Here is a 15,244-nt window from a genome sequence, read left to right on the forward strand (position 1 = left end):
CCTCAAGCCGTCAGACGCCACCGGTTTTTCGAGGTGTCCAGCTTTCTCCCATCGGCATCGTTCGCGCCGGGATCAAGATCGGCATGGTCAATCTGGCCTATAATTTCCAGCGCCTCGCAAACTGCGTCTGCATGACACGAAAACCGGACCCAGCGATCGGCCTTGCCCGCCCGCCGAGGCCTCCTCCTGCGTCCATCAGGACATAATCCGACGGTTCTTCGAATCCGCCAGCTCTCTGACGGACATGGCCTCCACCTGTTGGTGACACCTCAAGGCGGTCGCTACTGGCGCATGAACTATCGCTTTGGTGGTAAGGCCAAGACCATGGCAATGGGCGTCTTCCCATTAATCACCTTGGCGGAGGCACGAGAGAAAAGAGAGGAAGCCCGCAAGCTCCTTACAGCAGGATCCGACCCCTGTGCGATGCGAAAGGAGATTGAAGCACAGGAAGCTTTCGAGGCTACCACCGGCTTCCGTACCGTCGCCGAAGAGTGGCTCGCCAAGCGAGAACGGGAAGGACTTGGCGACATTACAATCGGCAAGATTAAATGGCTTCTCGAATTTGCGTATCCAAGCCTGGGCGACCGCAAGATCGGAGAGATCACCAGCATGGAAGTGCTGGCAGTGCTGCGACAGGTCGAAGGACGGGGCCGACATGAAACTGCCAGACGGTTACGGAGCGTATGCGGGAGGGTCTTTCGTTACGCGATCGCCACCGGGAGAGCCGAGCACGATCTCTCGGCCAATCTCCGCGATGCCCTGACGACCCCGAAGGTGAAGCATCTGGCCGCAATCACCAGCAGCCAGCAGGTGGGACCGCTATTGCGCGCAATCGATGGCTTCGACGGTCATGCTGTGACAACGGCGGCCTTGCGCCTCGCTCCACATGTCTTTGTACGTCCCGGCGAATTGCGCCATGCTGAATGGTCTGAGATCGATTTCGAAAAGGCATTGTGGTCGATCCCGGCGGAAAAGATGAAGATGCGGCGTCCGCATCGCGTTCCGCTCTCGCGGCAAGCCCAGATCGGCCTCCGCCTGTTCGACGGCCATGCGCACGCTGTCCAACATGGCCGGGGCGTGCCGTTCGAACGCGGCGATGATATCCCTGACCGCGAACAGGAAAATGCCTGCGTTCCACAGATAATTGCCGGTCGCCATCATCTCCTGCGCGCGGGCCGCATCGGCCAAATCTTGCCGTGTCGGCGTGCCGTATACTTTGGCGTATTAGGTTACCGTGCCCGACCTATCGGCTAGCTCGTCCAGATAATCGGACCATGCTTGCATCATCACGACGCGCTCCTCCCAGTATTCTCCGCGAGCGTAGGCCCGCCGCACGGCGTCAGCTTCCGCATGTGCTAATTGTCTTTCGATCGCATCTGGATGCCATTTGCCCATCTCATTGAGCAAGGTGCTCGCCATAGCGCGAAAGCCATGGCTGGTCATTTCATCGCCGGAATAGCCCAACCGTCGAAGCGCGCCGTTCAGCGCATTTTCGGACATCGGTCGCTTCAGTTACTGGAAACCGGGAAACACAAACTTCCCGGCGCTGGTGACCTCCCTGATGGAAGAGAGGATTGCGAGGGATTCCTGCGTCTGGCGGCCAATCCGTGGAGCAAAGCGGACAATGTCGCCATCGACGTCGCCATCATGGAGCGTGCCGACAATCTGTCGGTCGTTCCCTATGATGCGGGATGGTCCAACCTTGGCGACTGGGATGCTGTATGGAGCCATATGCATCCTGATGAAGATGGCGTGTCGCTGTCGGGCGCGGCGACGGCGATCGATTGCCGCAACGCGCTGCTCCGGTCCGAGAGCGAAGGGCTGGAGATTGTCGGCCTTGGCCTTAACAATATCGTCGCGGTGGCGATGAACGACGCCGTGCTGATCGCCGATAAATCGCGCACGCAGGACGTCAAGAAAGTGGTCGAGGCGCTGCAACGCAAAGGCGCGGTGCAGGCAGAAACCTTCCCCAAGGATCATCACCCCTGGGGCTGGCACGAAAGCCTGCTGATCGGCGGACGGTTCCAGGTCAAGCGCATCACCGTGCTGCCAGGCGCATCGCTCAGCCTGCAAAGCCATTTCCACCGGTCCGAACACTGGATCATCGTGGAGGGTACGGCGCGCGTCACGCTGGACGGGGACATGTCGGTGCTGACCGAAAACCAGTCCATCTACATCCCGGTCGGCGCGCAGCACCGGATCGAAAATCCCGGCCGCATCCCCATGGTCTTCATCGAGGTGCAGACCGGTCCCTATGTCGGGGAAGATGACATCATTCGTTATGAGGATCGCTATGCGCGGGCATGACCATGGTCGCTGCGTCTGATAACAGGCCCGGATGAACGAGCGGACGGCCCCCTATCCCTTCATCGCCAGAGGCGCGAGCGCGGAATTGTTCGACATCGGCGACGGGCGGGCGCTCAAGCTGTTTCGCGACAGCGTGTCGGACGAGATGATCGCGCGCGAGGCCGATGCGTCTGTCCATGCAGGTCTGTGCGGCGTGCCGACGGCGGCGGCGATCGGTCGGCAGAGCTGGGACGGGCGGCGGGGCATCATCTACCCCCGGCTTGAAGGCGCGACGCTGATGGACTGGATCCGCCGCAATCCGATGCGGGCGGGATGGGCGCTGGACCGGATGGGCGAAATCCATGCCGCGATGCACCGGGCAGATGAGGGCAGGGCAGGGGGCGGGACGCTGCGATCGCTCAAGCAGGTGCTGGCGACGGACATAGCCTATGGCCCGGCGCCCGACGCGCTGCAACGCGCGGTCATCGCCTATCTGGAGACGTTGCCGGACGGGCATGCGCTGACCCATGGCGATTATCATCTGGGCAATGTCATGATGACGCCGCAGGGGATGATGGTGATCGACTGGTCGAAGGCGGCGGCGGGGCATCCGGCGGCCGATGCGGTGCGTTCCGAAATGCTGATGCGCTTTGGCATCGGGCCGTCCGACTGGGTGACGAACCTGTGGCGCGACTGGGCCGCGCGGCGGCTGCGCAAAAGCCATGCGGCGGCGTCGGGCGTCAGCGCCAGCGACATCGAAGCCTGGCGGCCCGTCGTAGCACTGGCCTGGCTGCGTGCGCGGGATGCCGGGCGGACGCCGGCGTTCATGCGCTATCTGAACGGGGCGCTGAAACAGGCCGGGTTGCCCGTCATTCGTTGATCGGGATCAGGCCGGCTTTTCCAGCACGGCCAGGCTTTGCCAGAAGGCGGGGTGGTGGGTGTCATTCAGCCCGCCGGTAAAGCGTGGCTCTGCAAAACCCGCGTCGCGGGCGAAGCGACGGATCCAGTCGCGATGCAGGAAGGCGTCCAGATGTTCGGCGGGGTGCCCCGTCCGCAGATGATCCAGATTGGCGTTCCATACCCGGTCATGCGCTGGCTCCTCCATTTCAAGGAAGGAAAAGATCATCTTGCCGCCGGGCCTGAGCGCGCGAAAGGCATCGGCGGTGTAGAGATAGGATTCGCCCGGATAAAGATGGGTGAAGACCGACCAGTGAAAGACCATGTCGAGCGAGGCGTCGGGCGCAACGATCGCGGGTGTGACGTTGAGCAGAACGTCATAGCCCGGACATTGGCGGGCCAGTTCATCGATCAGTTCCTGCACGACATCCGCGCCGGTATAATTGCCCTGCCACCCATGGCGGACGAGCGCCTGCGCCGTGCGGCCGCACCCACAGCCCAGATCATAGACAGTCATGCCGTCGGTCAAGCCATGGTGGCGGAGCACCGCGACATGGCCGTCGCCGATCGACATGAAATCAGCCATGGTCGGCGCGCCGATCGCCTGCGCCAGGGCAAGCGCCGGGTCATCCGGCAGGGATTTCAGCTTGGCACGGACGAGCGCCCGATAATCGCGGACGGAATGGCTTTGACGGTCCTTCGACGCCGAACGCTTCCGACGGAGGACGCGGGGAAGCCTGATCATCAAAGTCTCCGTTTTATATTGCTTTGCAATTTTACCATGATGGCAAGAAAGCACAGTCGCAACAAGGATCGTTGTCAATCCGATCCGAAAAGATCGCGCGTGAAGACCTTGTCTGCCACATCTTCTATGTCCGTCGTCATGCGGTTGGCGATGATGACGTCACATTCCTGCTTAAAGGTCGTCAGATCACGCACCACCCGCGACCCGAAAAACGCCTCTTCCTGCATCGCGGGTTCGTAGATCACGACTTCGATGCCCTTGGCCTTGATCCGCTTCATGATGCCCTGAATGGACGACTGGCGGAAATTGTCCGACCCCGCCTTCATCACCAGACGGAAGACGCCGACCTTCTTCGGATGCTTCGCGATGATCTGGTCGGCCAGGAAATCCTTGCGCGTATGGTTGGCGTCCACGATCGCGCGGATGAGGTTTTGCGGCACTTCGGAATAATTGGCCAGCAGCTGCTTGGTATCCTTGGGCAGGCAATAGCCGCCATAGCCGAAGCTGGGATTATTATAATGCGACCCGATGCGCGGATCGAGGCCGACGCCCGTGATGATCTGGCGCGAGTCCATGCCATGGGTGATGGCATAGCTGTCCAGTTCGTTGAAGAAGGCGACCCGCATGGCGAGATAGGTGTTGGCGAACAGCTTGATCGCCTCCGCCTCGCTGGGGTCGGTGAACAGGATTTCCACATCCTTCTTCACCGCGCCCTGCAACAGCAGGTCGGCAAAGATGCGCGCCCGTTCCGACCGTTCGCCAACGATGATGCGCGAGGGGTGGAGATTGTCCTGAAGCGCTCTCCCTTCGCGCAGGAATTCCGGACTGAAAATAACCTGATCGGTGGCGAGCCGTTGGCGCACATCCTCCACGAAGCCGACCGGCAAGGTCGATTTGACGACGATGGTCGCGACGGGATTGGCTGCCTTGGCCGTATGGATCACAGCTTCGACCGATGATGTATCGAACTTGTTGGTGCCGACATCATAATTGGTGGGCGTCGCGACGATCACATAATCGGCATCGGCCAGCGCCTGTCCTGCATCGAGCGTGGCGGTAAGGTTCAGCGGACGGGTGGCGAAGAAGTTTTCCAGTTCTGCATCGACGATCGGCGACTTGCGCGCATTGAGCATATCGACCCGTGCCGCCATGATGTCGACCGCGACGACTTCATGATGCTGCGCCAGCAGCACGGCGTTGGAAAGCCCGACATAGCCGAGGCCGAAAACCGCGATCTTCATTGTTCGCCATTCCCCGCATCACGCGAAATCATCACCGCACCGGGACAGCATATCGGCGTCCCGGATCGGCCCCCAGGCATCACTGCGACGGATGCGATCGACTTACAACCGTTCATCGCACGGTCCCAGACGCTTTCTCCGCTTTCATCGAAATTATATCATTTTCCAACGTGACCGCCCTTATAAATTCGATGCTGATCGGGGTGAACTGAAGCTGGGGCAGATTATCGAGGACATTGGCATAGGGAGAGCGAGACAAAAAAAGAAATCGACCCTTACAAATCTCATGTGGAACTTATATTTGCCTCAATTGAGGCAGGAAGGTCATGGCAACCCAATTTCAATCTGTAGAGGCTTTGCTGGGCGTGAAGGCTGGCGTCCATGCGTCGCGTCTGGCACTGCCTTCGTCCATCGAAAGCGGGTTGCCGGTCGCGGCGCTAGACCATCTGGCCGACAGCGTTGCGCCCGGTGACGCCCGCTTCAAGTTCCGCCTGATCCCCAAGGCAACGCTGGAACGTCGCCGCAAATTCGCCACCAAGCGGCTGACGAGCGAGGAGGGCGACCGTCTGGCCCGTCTGGCCAAGGTGTCCAGCTTTGCACTCGACATCTACAAGGAGCCGGAGCGCGCCCGCGAATTTCTAGGCCGCCCGCATCCGATGCTGGACGGGAAGGCGCCGCTGGACGTCGCTTTGGCGACCAGTCCGGGCGCGGATCTGGTCATCAACCTGATCGGCCGTGCCGCCTATGGCGGGGGCGTGTGACGGGCGGGCGGACCGACCGGGTTCTGACGGCCTATCGCATCGGCGACCCTGACGGCGTCCATCCCATCTATGACAGCGAAGGGGCACGGCTGTATCCGGGGCGGTGGAATACGCCCGCCAGCCCCATCATCTATACGCCGGAACATTATTCGACGGCGCTGCTGGAAAAGCTGGTCCATGCAGGCAGCGTACTGCCACCCAACCAGCATCATATCCGCATCACCATCCCCAACGGCATCAGCTATGAAATATTCCAGACCGCCGCCCATCCGGGATGGGACGGAAAGGATGAGGGGCTGTGCAAGGCGTTCGGGCAGACATGGTTCATGCAGCGGCGCAGCGCCATATTGATCGTGCCGTCCATGGTGGCGCGGGTGGAGCGCAATATCCTGATCAACCCGCTGCACCCCGACGCCGCCGGGATCGCCCATCACCTGCCGGAGCCGGTGTGGTGGGATGATCGACTTTACGGGTGATAGACCCGGATGTTCATAGCATGAGCGCATATTTGCCTGTGCTGCCGACAATCGTCTGAGGCTGTTTTCGACCATAAGCCTGGCCCACCCCGCGCGAAAGCAGGTTCGGGGCCGTAGGAATAAACCTGTCATGACGAACCAGCTGGGTAGGGCGGATATGGGTGCGACGAGCCAACCCCTTGCGATATAATGATGTGGCTGATGAATGATCCCGATAGCGCAAGGCATCGCACCATCCTGTAACAGAGCTGCCCCATGTCGTTTTTAATGACTTGGCAAGCTTTCGCTTTATGCCCATGAAGCCGGAAGCAATTGCGGGGTCGCACCGCAAAAAGGCAAATTGGTTACTTAATTCAGGCGAGATATGTCCAGCGATCCCATGAATATCGTCCCCGTCATCCTGTCCGGTGGATCGGGCACACGCCTTTGGCCCGTTTCCAGACCTGAACGTCCCAAGCAGCTGCTGCCCCTGACGGCCGACGAAACCATGCTTCAGCTGACCGCAGTGCGGACGCAGGGCTTTGCTGCCGCGTCCATTGGTCGCCCGATCCTGGTGTCCAATGCCGCCCACGCGGACATTATCGACGAACAGCTGCACCAGATCGGGATCGAAGACTATAGCGTCATCCTGGAGCCGATCGGCCGCAACACTGCACCTGCCATAGCGCTCGCCGCGCTGGAAGCGCAGAGCGATGATGCGATGCTCGTCATGCCGAGCGACCATGTCATCGCCGACCTGCCTGCCTTTCATGAAGCCATTGCTCGTGCCCTGCCTCTGGTTGCCAAGAGATGGCTGGTGACGTTCGGCATCACGCCTGATGGCCCGGAAATCGGCTATGGCTATATCCAGATGGGCGATCTTTGCGGCGAGGGTGTGCGCGAAGTTGTGCGCTTCGTGGAAAAGCCCGATGTTGCCAATGCGGAGCGCATGATAGCCGAGGGGGGCCATGCCTGGAATGCGGGCATCTTCCTGTTCCGCGCCGACGCCTATCTCGCCGCGATGGACATGCATCAGCCCGATATGCTGGACGCCGTTCGCACGGCGATGGCGCAGGCGAAGCGGGATGGCGCGCATATCTTCCCCGATGCCATGGCTTTCCATGCCTGCCCGTCGGATTCAGTCGATTATGCCATCATGGAACGTGAAAAGCAGGTCGCCTGCGTGCCGGTGAGCATGGGATGGTCGGACGTGGGCAGCTGGGATTCACTCCATACGGTCAGCACCCGTTGCACCGACGATAATGCCGTGCGGGGCGACGCCCTCTTGCTGGGCGCGCGCAATTGCCTGGTTCATAGCGACGGGCCCCGCGTCACCCTGGTCGATGTTGACGACCTGATCGTCGTCGTGTCGCAGGGCGATGTCATGATCCTGAAACGTGGGGAATCCCAGAAAGTGCGCAAGGTGACCGATGCGATCAAGGCGATCGCAGCGGCGACATCGGCAAACTGAATTTCCGTTGCATGGCCACGCGGACGGGCGGGGCGTGAGGACAGACATGACGCAGAATATTTCAATCGCCGATCTGATGGCGCAATCGGGCGTGGCGTTCGGGACCAGTGGCGCGCGGGGGCTGGTCAGCGCCATGACGGATCGGGTCTGCTTCGCCTATACCGCCGCCTTCCTGCAACATATGGCCGATATTGGGCAGTTCGCGCCGGGCACGTCTGTCGCCATCGCGGGTGACCTGCGCCCGTCCAGCCCGCGCATCATGGCAGCCTGCGCCGCGGCGGTGCGGCATAGGGGCGGAACGGTCGATGATTGCGGGTTCGTGCCGTCACCTGCCGTGGCCGCCCATGGCTTTGCACAGGGCATCCCGTCGCTAATGGTGACGGGCAGCCATATCCCCGACGACCGCAACGGCATCAAGTTCAACCGCACCGACGGCGAAGTGCTGAAGCCCGACGAAATGGCGATCCGGGCGCAGCATGTGGCCTTGCCCGACCTGTTCGACGATGAAGGCATGTTGAGGGACACAGCGCCCGCGCAGCCGGTGGTGGATGTCGCCGCGTCCTATATCGCGCGCTATGTCGATGCCTTTGGCGCAGACGCGCTGCGCGGCATGACGCTGGGCGTCTACGAACATTCGGCGGTGGGGCGCGACATATTGGTCGCGCTGGTCACGGCGCTGGGCGGCACGGCGGTGTCGCTGGGCCGCGCCGATCGCTTCATCCCGGTGGATACCGAGGCGGTCCGGCCAGAGGATCAGGCGCTGGCGCGGCAATGGGCGGCAGACCTCAAGCTGGACGCGATCCTGTCCACCGACGGGGACAGTGACCGCCCGCTGCTGGCCGACGAAAGCGGTACATGGATGCGCGGCGACGTGCTGGGCATCTTGTGCGCGCGGGCGCTGGGCATCACGGCGATCGCGACGCCGGTCAGCTGCAACAGCGCGGTCGAACTGTCGGGCCTGTTCAGCGCTGTCGAGCGGACGCGGATCGGCTCACCCTTCGTCATCGAGACGATGAACGCGCTGGTGGGCGAGGGGCAGGGCAGCGTGTGCGGCTATGAGGCCAATGGCGGCTTTCTGCTGGCGACGCCGGTGGTGCTGGACGGACGGACATTGGGCGCGCTGCCAACACGGGACGCGGTGCTGCCGATCCTGTCGGTGCTGGTCGATGCGAAGCGGCGCGGTGTCACGCTGTCGGCGCTTCAGGTACAATTGCCCGGACGCTATACGTTCAGCGAGCGGTTGCAGAATTATCCCACGGCGCAGAGCCAGGCGCTGATCGCGCATCTGATGCAGGGGGAAGAGGATGCGATCCTGGCGCGGCTGACGGCGATGTTCGGGGCGCTGGCGGGTGAGGCGGACGGCATCGACCGGACCGACGGGCTACGCGTCCATTTTGCAGGCGGCGACATCATCCATCTGCGGCCGAGCGGCAATGCGCCGGAGCTGCGCTGCTACACCGAAAGCGACAGTGTTGAGCGGGCAGTGACGCTCAATGGGCAGGCGCTGGCGCTGGTGCGGGATTACAGCGTTCCGGCCTGATGGCGGGCGGGGATGCTGTTAGTGAGAGCGGGCTGGACAGATGGTTATTGTTGACCATCTGTAACATGTTGAGAAGCCTTGCATTTTTTGATAATTGCGTTCGGCTTGAACGAGAAATGTCCTATTTCCCTCTGTATTCAGTTACTTGTCACTGATATTTTTGCGTGAAAAATGATGCGGATTGTCTGCATTTGATCGGTTGCAGATATCACTCATCATCCCAGTCGGTCTGGCGCGTCATGGCCTGAGATCCCAGCATGCGCTGGGATGACGATGCAATTTCCGGGTTGCAAAGCTATCCGTCCCCCCCACCCATGGCGTAGCCGTCCGCCTTTCAGCGCGGGATGGCGAGGAGCGCGGAAACCGGCCCTGCCGTCAGGGTAAAGGCGCAGTCGCCCTCTAGCAGCAGACAGTCGCCCTTTTCCCATGCTAGACCATTGACCGTGCCCGCGCCGCTCAAGGGCGTGAACCAGAGTTGCTTGCCGTCGGGGACGGTGACGTTTTGGTTCTCCGTCCACTGGACGAGGTCGAGCGAGAAGGGGGCTTCGTCGGCGCCGATCAAGCGGGCCTCGCTGCCGAGCGGCGCTTCGCTCAGGGCGCGGTCATTGGGGGTGAGGCGGCTGACCGCGACGCCATCGTCCAGATGCAGTTCGCGCGGGCGGCCATAATCATAGAGGCGATAGGTGACGTCGACATTCTGCTGGATTTCCGCCAGCGTGATGCCTGCGCCGATCGCATGGACTGTGCCCGCCGGGATGAAATAGCAGTCGCCCGGCTTCACCGGTTTCCAGTCGATCCATTGTTCCAGCGACCCGTCCTGCGCGGCGGCGCGGAACTGCTCCGGGGTCATGGTGGCGGTGAGGCCGATGCCCAAGGTCGCGCCAGGTTCGCAATCGAGGATATACCAGATTTCCTCTTTCCCGCGCGGCAGCCCCATTGCCACCGCCTGCGCATCGTTGGGATGCACCTGAATGGACAAGCGGTCGCTGGTGAAGATATATTTGACCAGCAAGGGCAGGTCGCGACCGTCGCCGCTTTCAAACCAGACCTCGCCAATCTGTCGCCCCGCACCAGCAGCGGCAAAGATCGGCGGAAGGTCGGTCCGGCCCCATGGCTTTTCGACATAATGGGGGGTGAGCTTTTGCATCAGCATCCCGTCACTATCCGTCGCCATGGGGCACATGGTCAAGTCAGGATCAGCCTTCGGTCAGCAGGGCGCGCAGATAGCGGCCATAATCCGACTTGCCGAGCTTGCCGATCGCCTTTTCCAGGCCCGCCGCGTCGATGAAGCCCTGACGATAGGCGATTTCTTCGGGCGCGGCGATCTTGAAACCCTGACGCTTTTCGAGGACGCGGACGAAATCGGCGGCGTCGAGCAGGCTGTCGGGCGTGCCGGTGTCAAGCCAGGCATAGCCGCGGCCCATGATTTCGACGTTGAGTTCGCCGCGTTCCAGATAAACGCGATTGACGTCGGTGATCTCCAGTTCGCCGCGCGGCGACGGCTTCAGGTTCGCGGCGATATCCACTACCTGCGCGTCATAGAAATAAAGGCCGGTGACCGCCCAGTTCGACTGCGGCTTTTCCGGCTTTTCTTCGATCGTCAGCGCCTTCATCTGATCGTCGAAGCTGACCACGCCATAGCGTTCGGGATCGTTGACATGATAGGCGAAGACGCTGGCACCGCTGGTCCGCGACGACGCGCTGTCTAGGATTTCGGGCAGGCCATGGCCATGATAGATATTGTCGCCCAGGATCAGCGCCGAGGGTTCGTTGCCGACAAAATCCGCACCGATGATATAGGCCTGCGCCAGGCCGTCAGGGCTGGGCTGCTCGGCATATTCGATGGTCATGCCCCAGGCAGAGCCGTCGCCCAGCAGCGACTGGAACGCCGGCAGGTCGCGCGGGGTGGAGATGATGAGCACTTCACGAATGCCCGCCAGCATCAGCGTGCTGAGCGGGTAATAGATCATCGGCTTGTCATAGACCGGCATGAGCTGCTTCGAGGTCGACAGCGTCATCGGATAGAGGCGCGTGCCGCTGCCCCCGGCAAGAATGATACCCTTCATGCTCTTATAGTCCCTCAGATAATCAGTTGGCCGCCGGTTGCAGGCGATCCATCACATCGTCCAGCGACGTGCGCCAGTCCGGCAGCGTGACGCCATGGGTGCGGGCGATAAGGCCGCAGTCGAGCCGCGAATTGGCGGGCCGGGTTGCGGGTGTGGGATAATCGGCCGTGCCGATCGGCCGCACCGCCGCCGTCGGGCCGCCACGCGCAGCAGACGCCGCGAAGATCGCCTGCGCGAAATCGGCCCAGCTGGCGTCGCCTGGCGCCGTCATGTGGAAAATGCCGCGTAGCGCAGGGCTACTATCAGATACCATATTGGTAGCCACCTTTATGATGCCGTCTGCAATGGCGAGCGCGCTGGTCGGGTTGCCGACCTGATCGCCCACCACGCCCAATTCGTCGCGGTCGCCCGCAAGGCGCAGCATAGTCTTGACGAAATTGCCGCCGAACGGGCTGTAGACCCATGCCACGCGCAGGACGGCGCTATCGTCGTGACCGTCCAGCACCGCCCGTTCGCCCGCCAGTTTCGACGCGCCATAGACGCCCGTCGGGCCGGTCGGGTCGCTTTCCACATAGGGGCGGTCCAATGTGCCGTCGAACACATAGTCGGTCGAGACGTGGATGAGCGGCACGCCCAGCGCCTTGGCCGCCTGCGCCACCGCACCCGGACCCGCGCCGTTGACGGCAAAAGCCAGATCGCTTTCACTTTCCGCCTTGTCCACCGCCGTATAGGCAGCGGCGGACACGATCACGCCTGGCCCAGCGGCCGACAGCGTACGCACGACCGATGCCGGGTCGGCCAGGTCGAGATCGGGACGACCGATCGCAATCACCTCATGCCCGGCGGCCGTGCCCCGTTCGATGAGGCTGGTGACGACCTGCCCCGCCGTTCCCGTGACAGCGATCTTCATGCAGGCATCTTGGCGTCAGCTTTATCAAGACCGAGGCGCTGGCCGTCATATTGTTCGCGCAGCGGCTGCCACCACCATTGGTTTTCCAGATACCAGCGCACGGTCTTTTCGATGCCGCTGTCGAAATTTTCCTGCGCCTTCCAGCCCAGTTCATTTTCAAGGCGGGTCGCGTCGATTGCATAGCGGGCATCATGGCCGGGGCGGTCGGTCACATATTCGATCAAGTTCGCACGCGGGCTGTCGGTCGGGACCAGTGCGTCCAGCACCGCGCAGATGCGCAGCACCACGTCGATATTCTTGCGCTCGTTGCGACCGCCGACATTGTAGGTTTCGCCAGGGGTCCCCCGTTCGATGATGATGTCCAGCGCGCGGGCATGATCGTCGACATAGAGCCAGTCGCGGATATTTTCGCCCTTGCCGTAGACCGGCAGCTTGCGGCCCGCGAGCGCGTTCAGGATCGTCAGCGGAATGAGCTTTTCGGGGAAATGGTACGGCCCGTAATTGTTCGAGCAGTTGGACACCACCACCGGCAGGCCATAAGTGCGCTGCCACGCCTTGGCGAGATGATCGGACGCCGCCTTCGACGCCGAATAGGGCGAGGAGGGGTCATAGGGGGTGTTTTCCTCGAACAGGCCTTCATCGCCCAGCGAGCCATAGACTTCGTCGGTCGAGACATGGAGGAAGCGGAAGGCGGCCTTGGCGTCGCCTTCAAGCCCGTTCCAGTAGGCGCGGCCAGCCTCCAGCAGGGTAAAGCTGCCGACCACATTGGTCTGGATGAAATCAGCCGCACCCGTGATCGAGCGGTCGACATGGCTTTCGGCGGCCAGATGCATGATGCGGTCGGGCTTGAAGCTGGTGATCGCCGCATCCATCGCCGCACGGTCGCAGATATTGGCGTGCAGGAACTGGTGGTTGTTCTTGCCCTCCACTTGCCTAAGCGAAGCTTCGCAGCCGGCGTAAGTCAGCGCGTCGATGGTGAGGACGTCATAGCCCTTTTCCAGCACCAGATAGCGGACGAGGGCAGAGCCGATGAAGCCGGCACCGCCGGTAACGATCACGCGCATGGGTTATTTGCTCCAGCTGAAATAGGCAGGAAGCTCGGCCAGAAGAGGCTGCTTGCGGTCCTTGGCGGAAAGAGTGTCTGCGTCGGCGACGTCGGGCCACTGGATACCGATCGCCGGATCATCCCAGGCGAGGCCCTTGTCACAATCGACATTATAGTAGCTGCCGGTCACCTTGTAGCAGATGACGGTGTCGGGTTCGAGCGAGCAGAAGCCATGCGCGAAGCCCGGTGGCACCCAGAGCTGCTTGCCATTGTCGGGGGTGAGCGTTTCGCCGACCCACTGGCCGTAGGTGGGCGACCCGGCGCGGATGTCGACCGCGACATCGAACAGCGCGCCTGCGGTGCAGCGCACAAGTTTCCCTTGCGTATGGGGTTCGCTCTGAAAATGCAGGCCACGGATCGTGCCGACCTTTGCACTGCGGGATTCATTATCCTGCACGAAGCTGTAGTCATCGATATGCTTTGCAAACAGATCGGCGCGGAAGGTTTCCGCGAAATAGCCGCGTTCGTCGCCGATATGGCGGGGCGTCAATAACGTCACGCCGGCAATATCGTAGGTCTGGACTTCCATAATTTCTCCTGAAAAGTGCGACCCGGTGTTTTTATCGGTTGTTGCTGTTCTGGATCACCGACACCGCGCTGGTCACGGTCAGAACCGGCGAGAAAAGCTGGCTGATGAGCTGGACCAGCTTGCTGGGCTGGTTGGCCGCCGCATTGCCGAAATAGAGGACATCCTTGTCCTGCATCACGAATTTCTGGGCCAGGAAATAGGAGCCGGTCTGCATCATGTTGAGGTGATAGACCATCGGCACTTCCTTGCCTTCCGCATCCCGAACATAGCGGAACAGGAAGATAGCCGCGGGATCGCCCAGATTGGGATTGGTGCCGCCAGCGGTCGCCACGGCTTCAGCCAATGAAACTGATGAGCGGCGGAAAGGCACCTGCTCAACCCGGCCCGATGCGCCAAGAATGGAATAGGTCCGCGGATCATCCACAAGCATCAACCGATCGCCCGGACGCATCCGCACATCGAGCGTCGGATTTTCCACCATGTCGTTGATGCGGACATCCACATGGGATGTCCCGCGCATGATGCGCGCCATCAGATCCTTCGAATTGCCCCGGTAGCCGCCGGCAAGCGCAATCACATCGGACAGACTTTCCCGATTGGTATGCAGCACGAGGCGGCCCGGCTTGGCCACTTCGCCACCGACGATGATCGAATTGGTGATCGTTTCCCCCAGGGTCACGATCACCTGGGGATTTTGCGACAGGCGGCGCAGGGCATTGCGGATATTCGTTTCGACCTGTCCCGTCGTCAACCCGGCGACGTGCAGCGTCCCGGCATAGGGGATGGCGATTTCGCCCTGATCGTCGATCCGGGTCGGCGGCAATTTCTGGACCTGAACGCCAGGATTGCTGGTCATCTGCGTCAATTGGCTTGCATTCGCGCTGCTGGCGAACAGGGTGACGCCCGCTTCGTAGATGCTGATGTCCAATATATCGCCGGGACCGACCATGTCGGTGGGGCTGGGCGTAGTCGCAGGCAAAAGAGCGGGGGGCGAACCATCGCTGATAGCTGTCGGTATATCGGTTGCCGTCCGTATCTCGACCAACTGAATTGGCGAACCATCCCCGGGTTCAACGGCGGTTTTCTCAATCTGCTTGCCGGTTGGACCACTGGAAGGAAGCGTTGCGCAACCCGCCAGTCCCGCAAGCAGGATCAAATATACGGTATTTTTAACTTGCATTGATATGGTCTCGAAAGGCTGCCGGCGTGTCAGCAAAACGCCTTAGCATCGCGATCAG

The 15,244-nt window shown here is 61.6% G+C and carries 15 protein-coding genes and 1 pseudogene; 7 read left to right on the forward strand and 9 right to left on the reverse strand.

Annotated features, from left to right (window positions below):
- Positions 1 to 222: 222 nt before the first annotated feature.
- Positions 223 to 1,254, forward strand: a complete 1,032-nt coding sequence (locus ACI6S0_RS19095) for a tyrosine-type recombinase/integrase (protein WP_434405966.1) — start codon at positions 223 to 225, stop codon at positions 1,252 to 1,254.
- On the opposite strand, the pseudogene ACI6S0_RS19100 reads toward ACI6S0_RS19095, so the two are convergent.
- Positions 1,225 to 1,509: pseudogene (locus ACI6S0_RS19100) on the reverse strand (tyrosine-type recombinase/integrase); the annotation flags it as partial. The gene ACI6S0_RS19095 and the pseudogene ACI6S0_RS19100 overlap by 30 nt on opposite strands.
- Positions 1,510 to 1,647: 138 nt before the next feature.
- On the opposite strand from ACI6S0_RS19100, the gene ACI6S0_RS19105 reads away from it, so the two are divergent.
- Together ACI6S0_RS19105 and ACI6S0_RS19110 are read left to right on the forward strand one after the other, a co-directional pair.
- The gene (locus ACI6S0_RS19105) at positions 1,648 to 2,307 is read left to right on the forward strand and encodes a cupin domain-containing protein (RefSeq protein WP_434403968.1); all 660 of its coding nucleotides are present in this window, start codon (positions 1,648 to 1,650) and stop codon (positions 2,305 to 2,307) included.
- 31 nt (positions 2,308 to 2,338) lie between these two features.
- The gene (locus tag ACI6S0_RS19110; RefSeq protein WP_434403969.1) at positions 2,339 to 3,166 is read left to right on the forward strand and encodes a phosphotransferase family protein; all 828 of its coding nucleotides are present in this window, start codon (positions 2,339 to 2,341) and stop codon (positions 3,164 to 3,166) included.
- A gap of 6 nt (positions 3,167 to 3,172) precedes the next feature.
- Here the strand turns inward: ACI6S0_RS19110 and ACI6S0_RS19115 are convergent, their stop codons facing one another.
- Both ACI6S0_RS19115 and ACI6S0_RS19120 read right to left on the reverse strand, forming a co-directional pair.
- A complete protein-coding gene (locus ACI6S0_RS19115; RefSeq protein WP_434403970.1) occupies positions 3,173 to 3,928 on the reverse strand; it encodes a class I SAM-dependent methyltransferase in 756 nt (251 codons plus the stop codon).
- A 74-nt stretch (positions 3,929 to 4,002) separates the two neighbouring features.
- The gene (locus tag ACI6S0_RS19120) at positions 4,003 to 5,169 is read right to left on the reverse strand and encodes a nucleotide sugar dehydrogenase (RefSeq protein ID WP_434403971.1); all 1,167 of its coding nucleotides are present in this window, start codon (positions 5,167 to 5,169) and stop codon (positions 4,003 to 4,005) included.
- Between the two features lie 326 nt (positions 5,170 to 5,495).
- Between ACI6S0_RS19120 and ACI6S0_RS19125 the strand changes: the two genes are divergently transcribed.
- The 4 genes from ACI6S0_RS19125 to ACI6S0_RS19140 all read left to right on the forward strand — a co-directional run bounded on the left by ACI6S0_RS19125 (position 5,496) and on the right by ACI6S0_RS19140 (position 9,396).
- On the forward strand, positions 5,496 to 5,930 hold the full coding sequence (locus ACI6S0_RS19125) for an antitoxin Xre/MbcA/ParS toxin-binding domain-containing protein (RefSeq protein ID WP_434403972.1): 435 nt from the start codon (positions 5,496 to 5,498) through the stop codon (positions 5,928 to 5,930).
- Complete coding sequence (locus ACI6S0_RS19130) at positions 5,927 to 6,406, forward strand: RES family NAD+ phosphorylase (RefSeq protein WP_434403973.1); 480 nt, start codon at positions 5,927 to 5,929, stop codon at positions 6,404 to 6,406. The genes ACI6S0_RS19125 and ACI6S0_RS19130 overlap by 4 nt, the downstream gene beginning before the upstream one ends.
- 364 nt (positions 6,407 to 6,770) lie before the next feature.
- Positions 6,771 to 7,856 carry a mannose-1-phosphate guanylyltransferase/mannose-6-phosphate isomerase gene (locus ACI6S0_RS19135; RefSeq protein WP_434403975.1) on the forward strand — a complete coding sequence of 362 codons (1,086 nt, stop codon included), beginning with the start codon at positions 6,771 to 6,773 and terminating at the stop codon, positions 7,854 to 7,856.
- Between the two features lie 46 nt (positions 7,857 to 7,902).
- Positions 7,903 to 9,396 (forward strand): phosphomannomutase, encoded by a 1,494-nt coding sequence (locus ACI6S0_RS19140; RefSeq protein ID WP_434403976.1) that lies wholly within the window; start codon positions 7,903 to 7,905, stop codon positions 9,394 to 9,396.
- Between the two features lie 334 nt (positions 9,397 to 9,730).
- On the opposite strand, the gene ACI6S0_RS19145 is transcribed toward ACI6S0_RS19140, so the two are convergent.
- The 6 genes from ACI6S0_RS19145 to ACI6S0_RS19170 are packed head-to-tail and all read right to left on the reverse strand — an operon-like array spanning position 9,731 to position 15,222.
- Positions 9,731 to 10,549 carry a class I mannose-6-phosphate isomerase gene (locus ACI6S0_RS19145; protein ID WP_434403977.1) on the reverse strand — a complete coding sequence of 273 codons (819 nt, stop codon included), beginning with the start codon at positions 10,547 to 10,549 and terminating at the stop codon, positions 9,731 to 9,733.
- 43 nt (positions 10,550 to 10,592) lie between these two features.
- Positions 10,593 to 11,462 carry a glucose-1-phosphate thymidylyltransferase RfbA gene (gene rfbA, locus ACI6S0_RS19150; protein WP_434403978.1) on the reverse strand — a complete coding sequence of 290 codons (870 nt, stop codon included), beginning with the start codon at positions 11,460 to 11,462 and terminating at the stop codon, positions 10,593 to 10,595.
- A gap of 22 nt (positions 11,463 to 11,484) precedes the next feature.
- Complete coding sequence (gene rfbD / locus ACI6S0_RS19155) at positions 11,485 to 12,372, reverse strand: dTDP-4-dehydrorhamnose reductase (protein ID WP_434403979.1); 888 nt, start codon at positions 12,370 to 12,372, stop codon at positions 11,485 to 11,487.
- Positions 12,369 to 13,436 carry a dTDP-glucose 4,6-dehydratase gene (gene rfbB, locus ACI6S0_RS19160; protein WP_434403980.1) on the reverse strand — a complete coding sequence of 356 codons (1,068 nt, stop codon included), beginning with the start codon at positions 13,434 to 13,436 and terminating at the stop codon, positions 12,369 to 12,371. Before rfbB ends, rfbD begins: the two co-directional genes overlap by 4 nt.
- A 3-nt stretch (positions 13,437 to 13,439) precedes the next feature.
- The gene (gene rfbC, locus ACI6S0_RS19165) at positions 13,440 to 14,006 is read right to left on the reverse strand and encodes a dTDP-4-dehydrorhamnose 3,5-epimerase (protein WP_434403981.1); all 567 of its coding nucleotides are present in this window, start codon (positions 14,004 to 14,006) and stop codon (positions 13,440 to 13,442) included.
- Between the two features lie 31 nt (positions 14,007 to 14,037).
- The gene (locus ACI6S0_RS19170; RefSeq protein ID WP_434403982.1) at positions 14,038 to 15,222 is read right to left on the reverse strand and encodes a polysaccharide biosynthesis/export family protein; all 1,185 of its coding nucleotides are present in this window, start codon (positions 15,220 to 15,222) and stop codon (positions 14,038 to 14,040) included.
- Positions 15,223 to 15,244: the final 22 nt, after the last annotated feature.

Source organism: Sphingobium sp. DN12 (assembly GCF_051058005.1).
GTDB classification, from domain to species: domain Bacteria; phylum Pseudomonadota; class Alphaproteobacteria; order Sphingomonadales; family Sphingomonadaceae; genus Sphingobium; species Sphingobium yanoikuyae.

Coding starts and splice junctions, on each gene's coding strand:
- ACI6S0_RS19105 (WP_434403968.1), top strand. CDS start 1,648: ATGGAGCGTGCCGACAATCTGTCGGTCGTTCCCTATGATGCGGGATGG.
- ACI6S0_RS19125 (WP_434403972.1), top strand. CDS start 5,496: ATGGCAACCCAATTTCAATCTGTAGAGGCTTTGCTGGGCGTGAAGGCT.
- rfbD (WP_434403979.1), bottom strand. CDS start 12,372: ATGAAGATCGCTGTCACGGGAACGGCGGGGCAGGTCGTCACCAGCCTC.
- rfbA (WP_434403978.1), bottom strand. CDS start 11,462: ATGAAGGGTATCATTCTTGCCGGGGGCAGCGGCACGCGCCTCTATCCG.
- ACI6S0_RS19115 (WP_434403970.1), bottom strand. CDS start 3,928: ATGATCAGGCTTCCCCGCGTCCTCCGTCGGAAGCGTTCGGCGTCGAAG.
- ACI6S0_RS19145 (WP_434403977.1), bottom strand. CDS start 10,549: ATGCTGATGCAAAAGCTCACCCCCCATTATGTCGAAAAGCCATGGGGC.
- ACI6S0_RS19120 (WP_434403971.1), bottom strand. CDS start 5,169: ATGAAGATCGCGGTTTTCGGCCTCGGCTATGTCGGGCTTTCCAACGCC.
- rfbB (WP_434403980.1), bottom strand. CDS start 13,436: ATGCGCGTGATCGTTACCGGCGGTGCCGGCTTCATCGGCTCTGCCCTC.
- ACI6S0_RS19140 (WP_434403976.1), top strand. CDS start 7,903: ATGACGCAGAATATTTCAATCGCCGATCTGATGGCGCAATCGGGCGTG.
- rfbC (WP_434403981.1), bottom strand. CDS start 14,006: ATGGAAGTCCAGACCTACGATATTGCCGGCGTGACGTTATTGACGCCC.
- ACI6S0_RS19110 (WP_434403969.1), top strand. CDS start 2,339: ATGAACGAGCGGACGGCCCCCTATCCCTTCATCGCCAGAGGCGCGAGC.
- ACI6S0_RS19135 (WP_434403975.1), top strand. CDS start 6,771: ATGTCCAGCGATCCCATGAATATCGTCCCCGTCATCCTGTCCGGTGGA.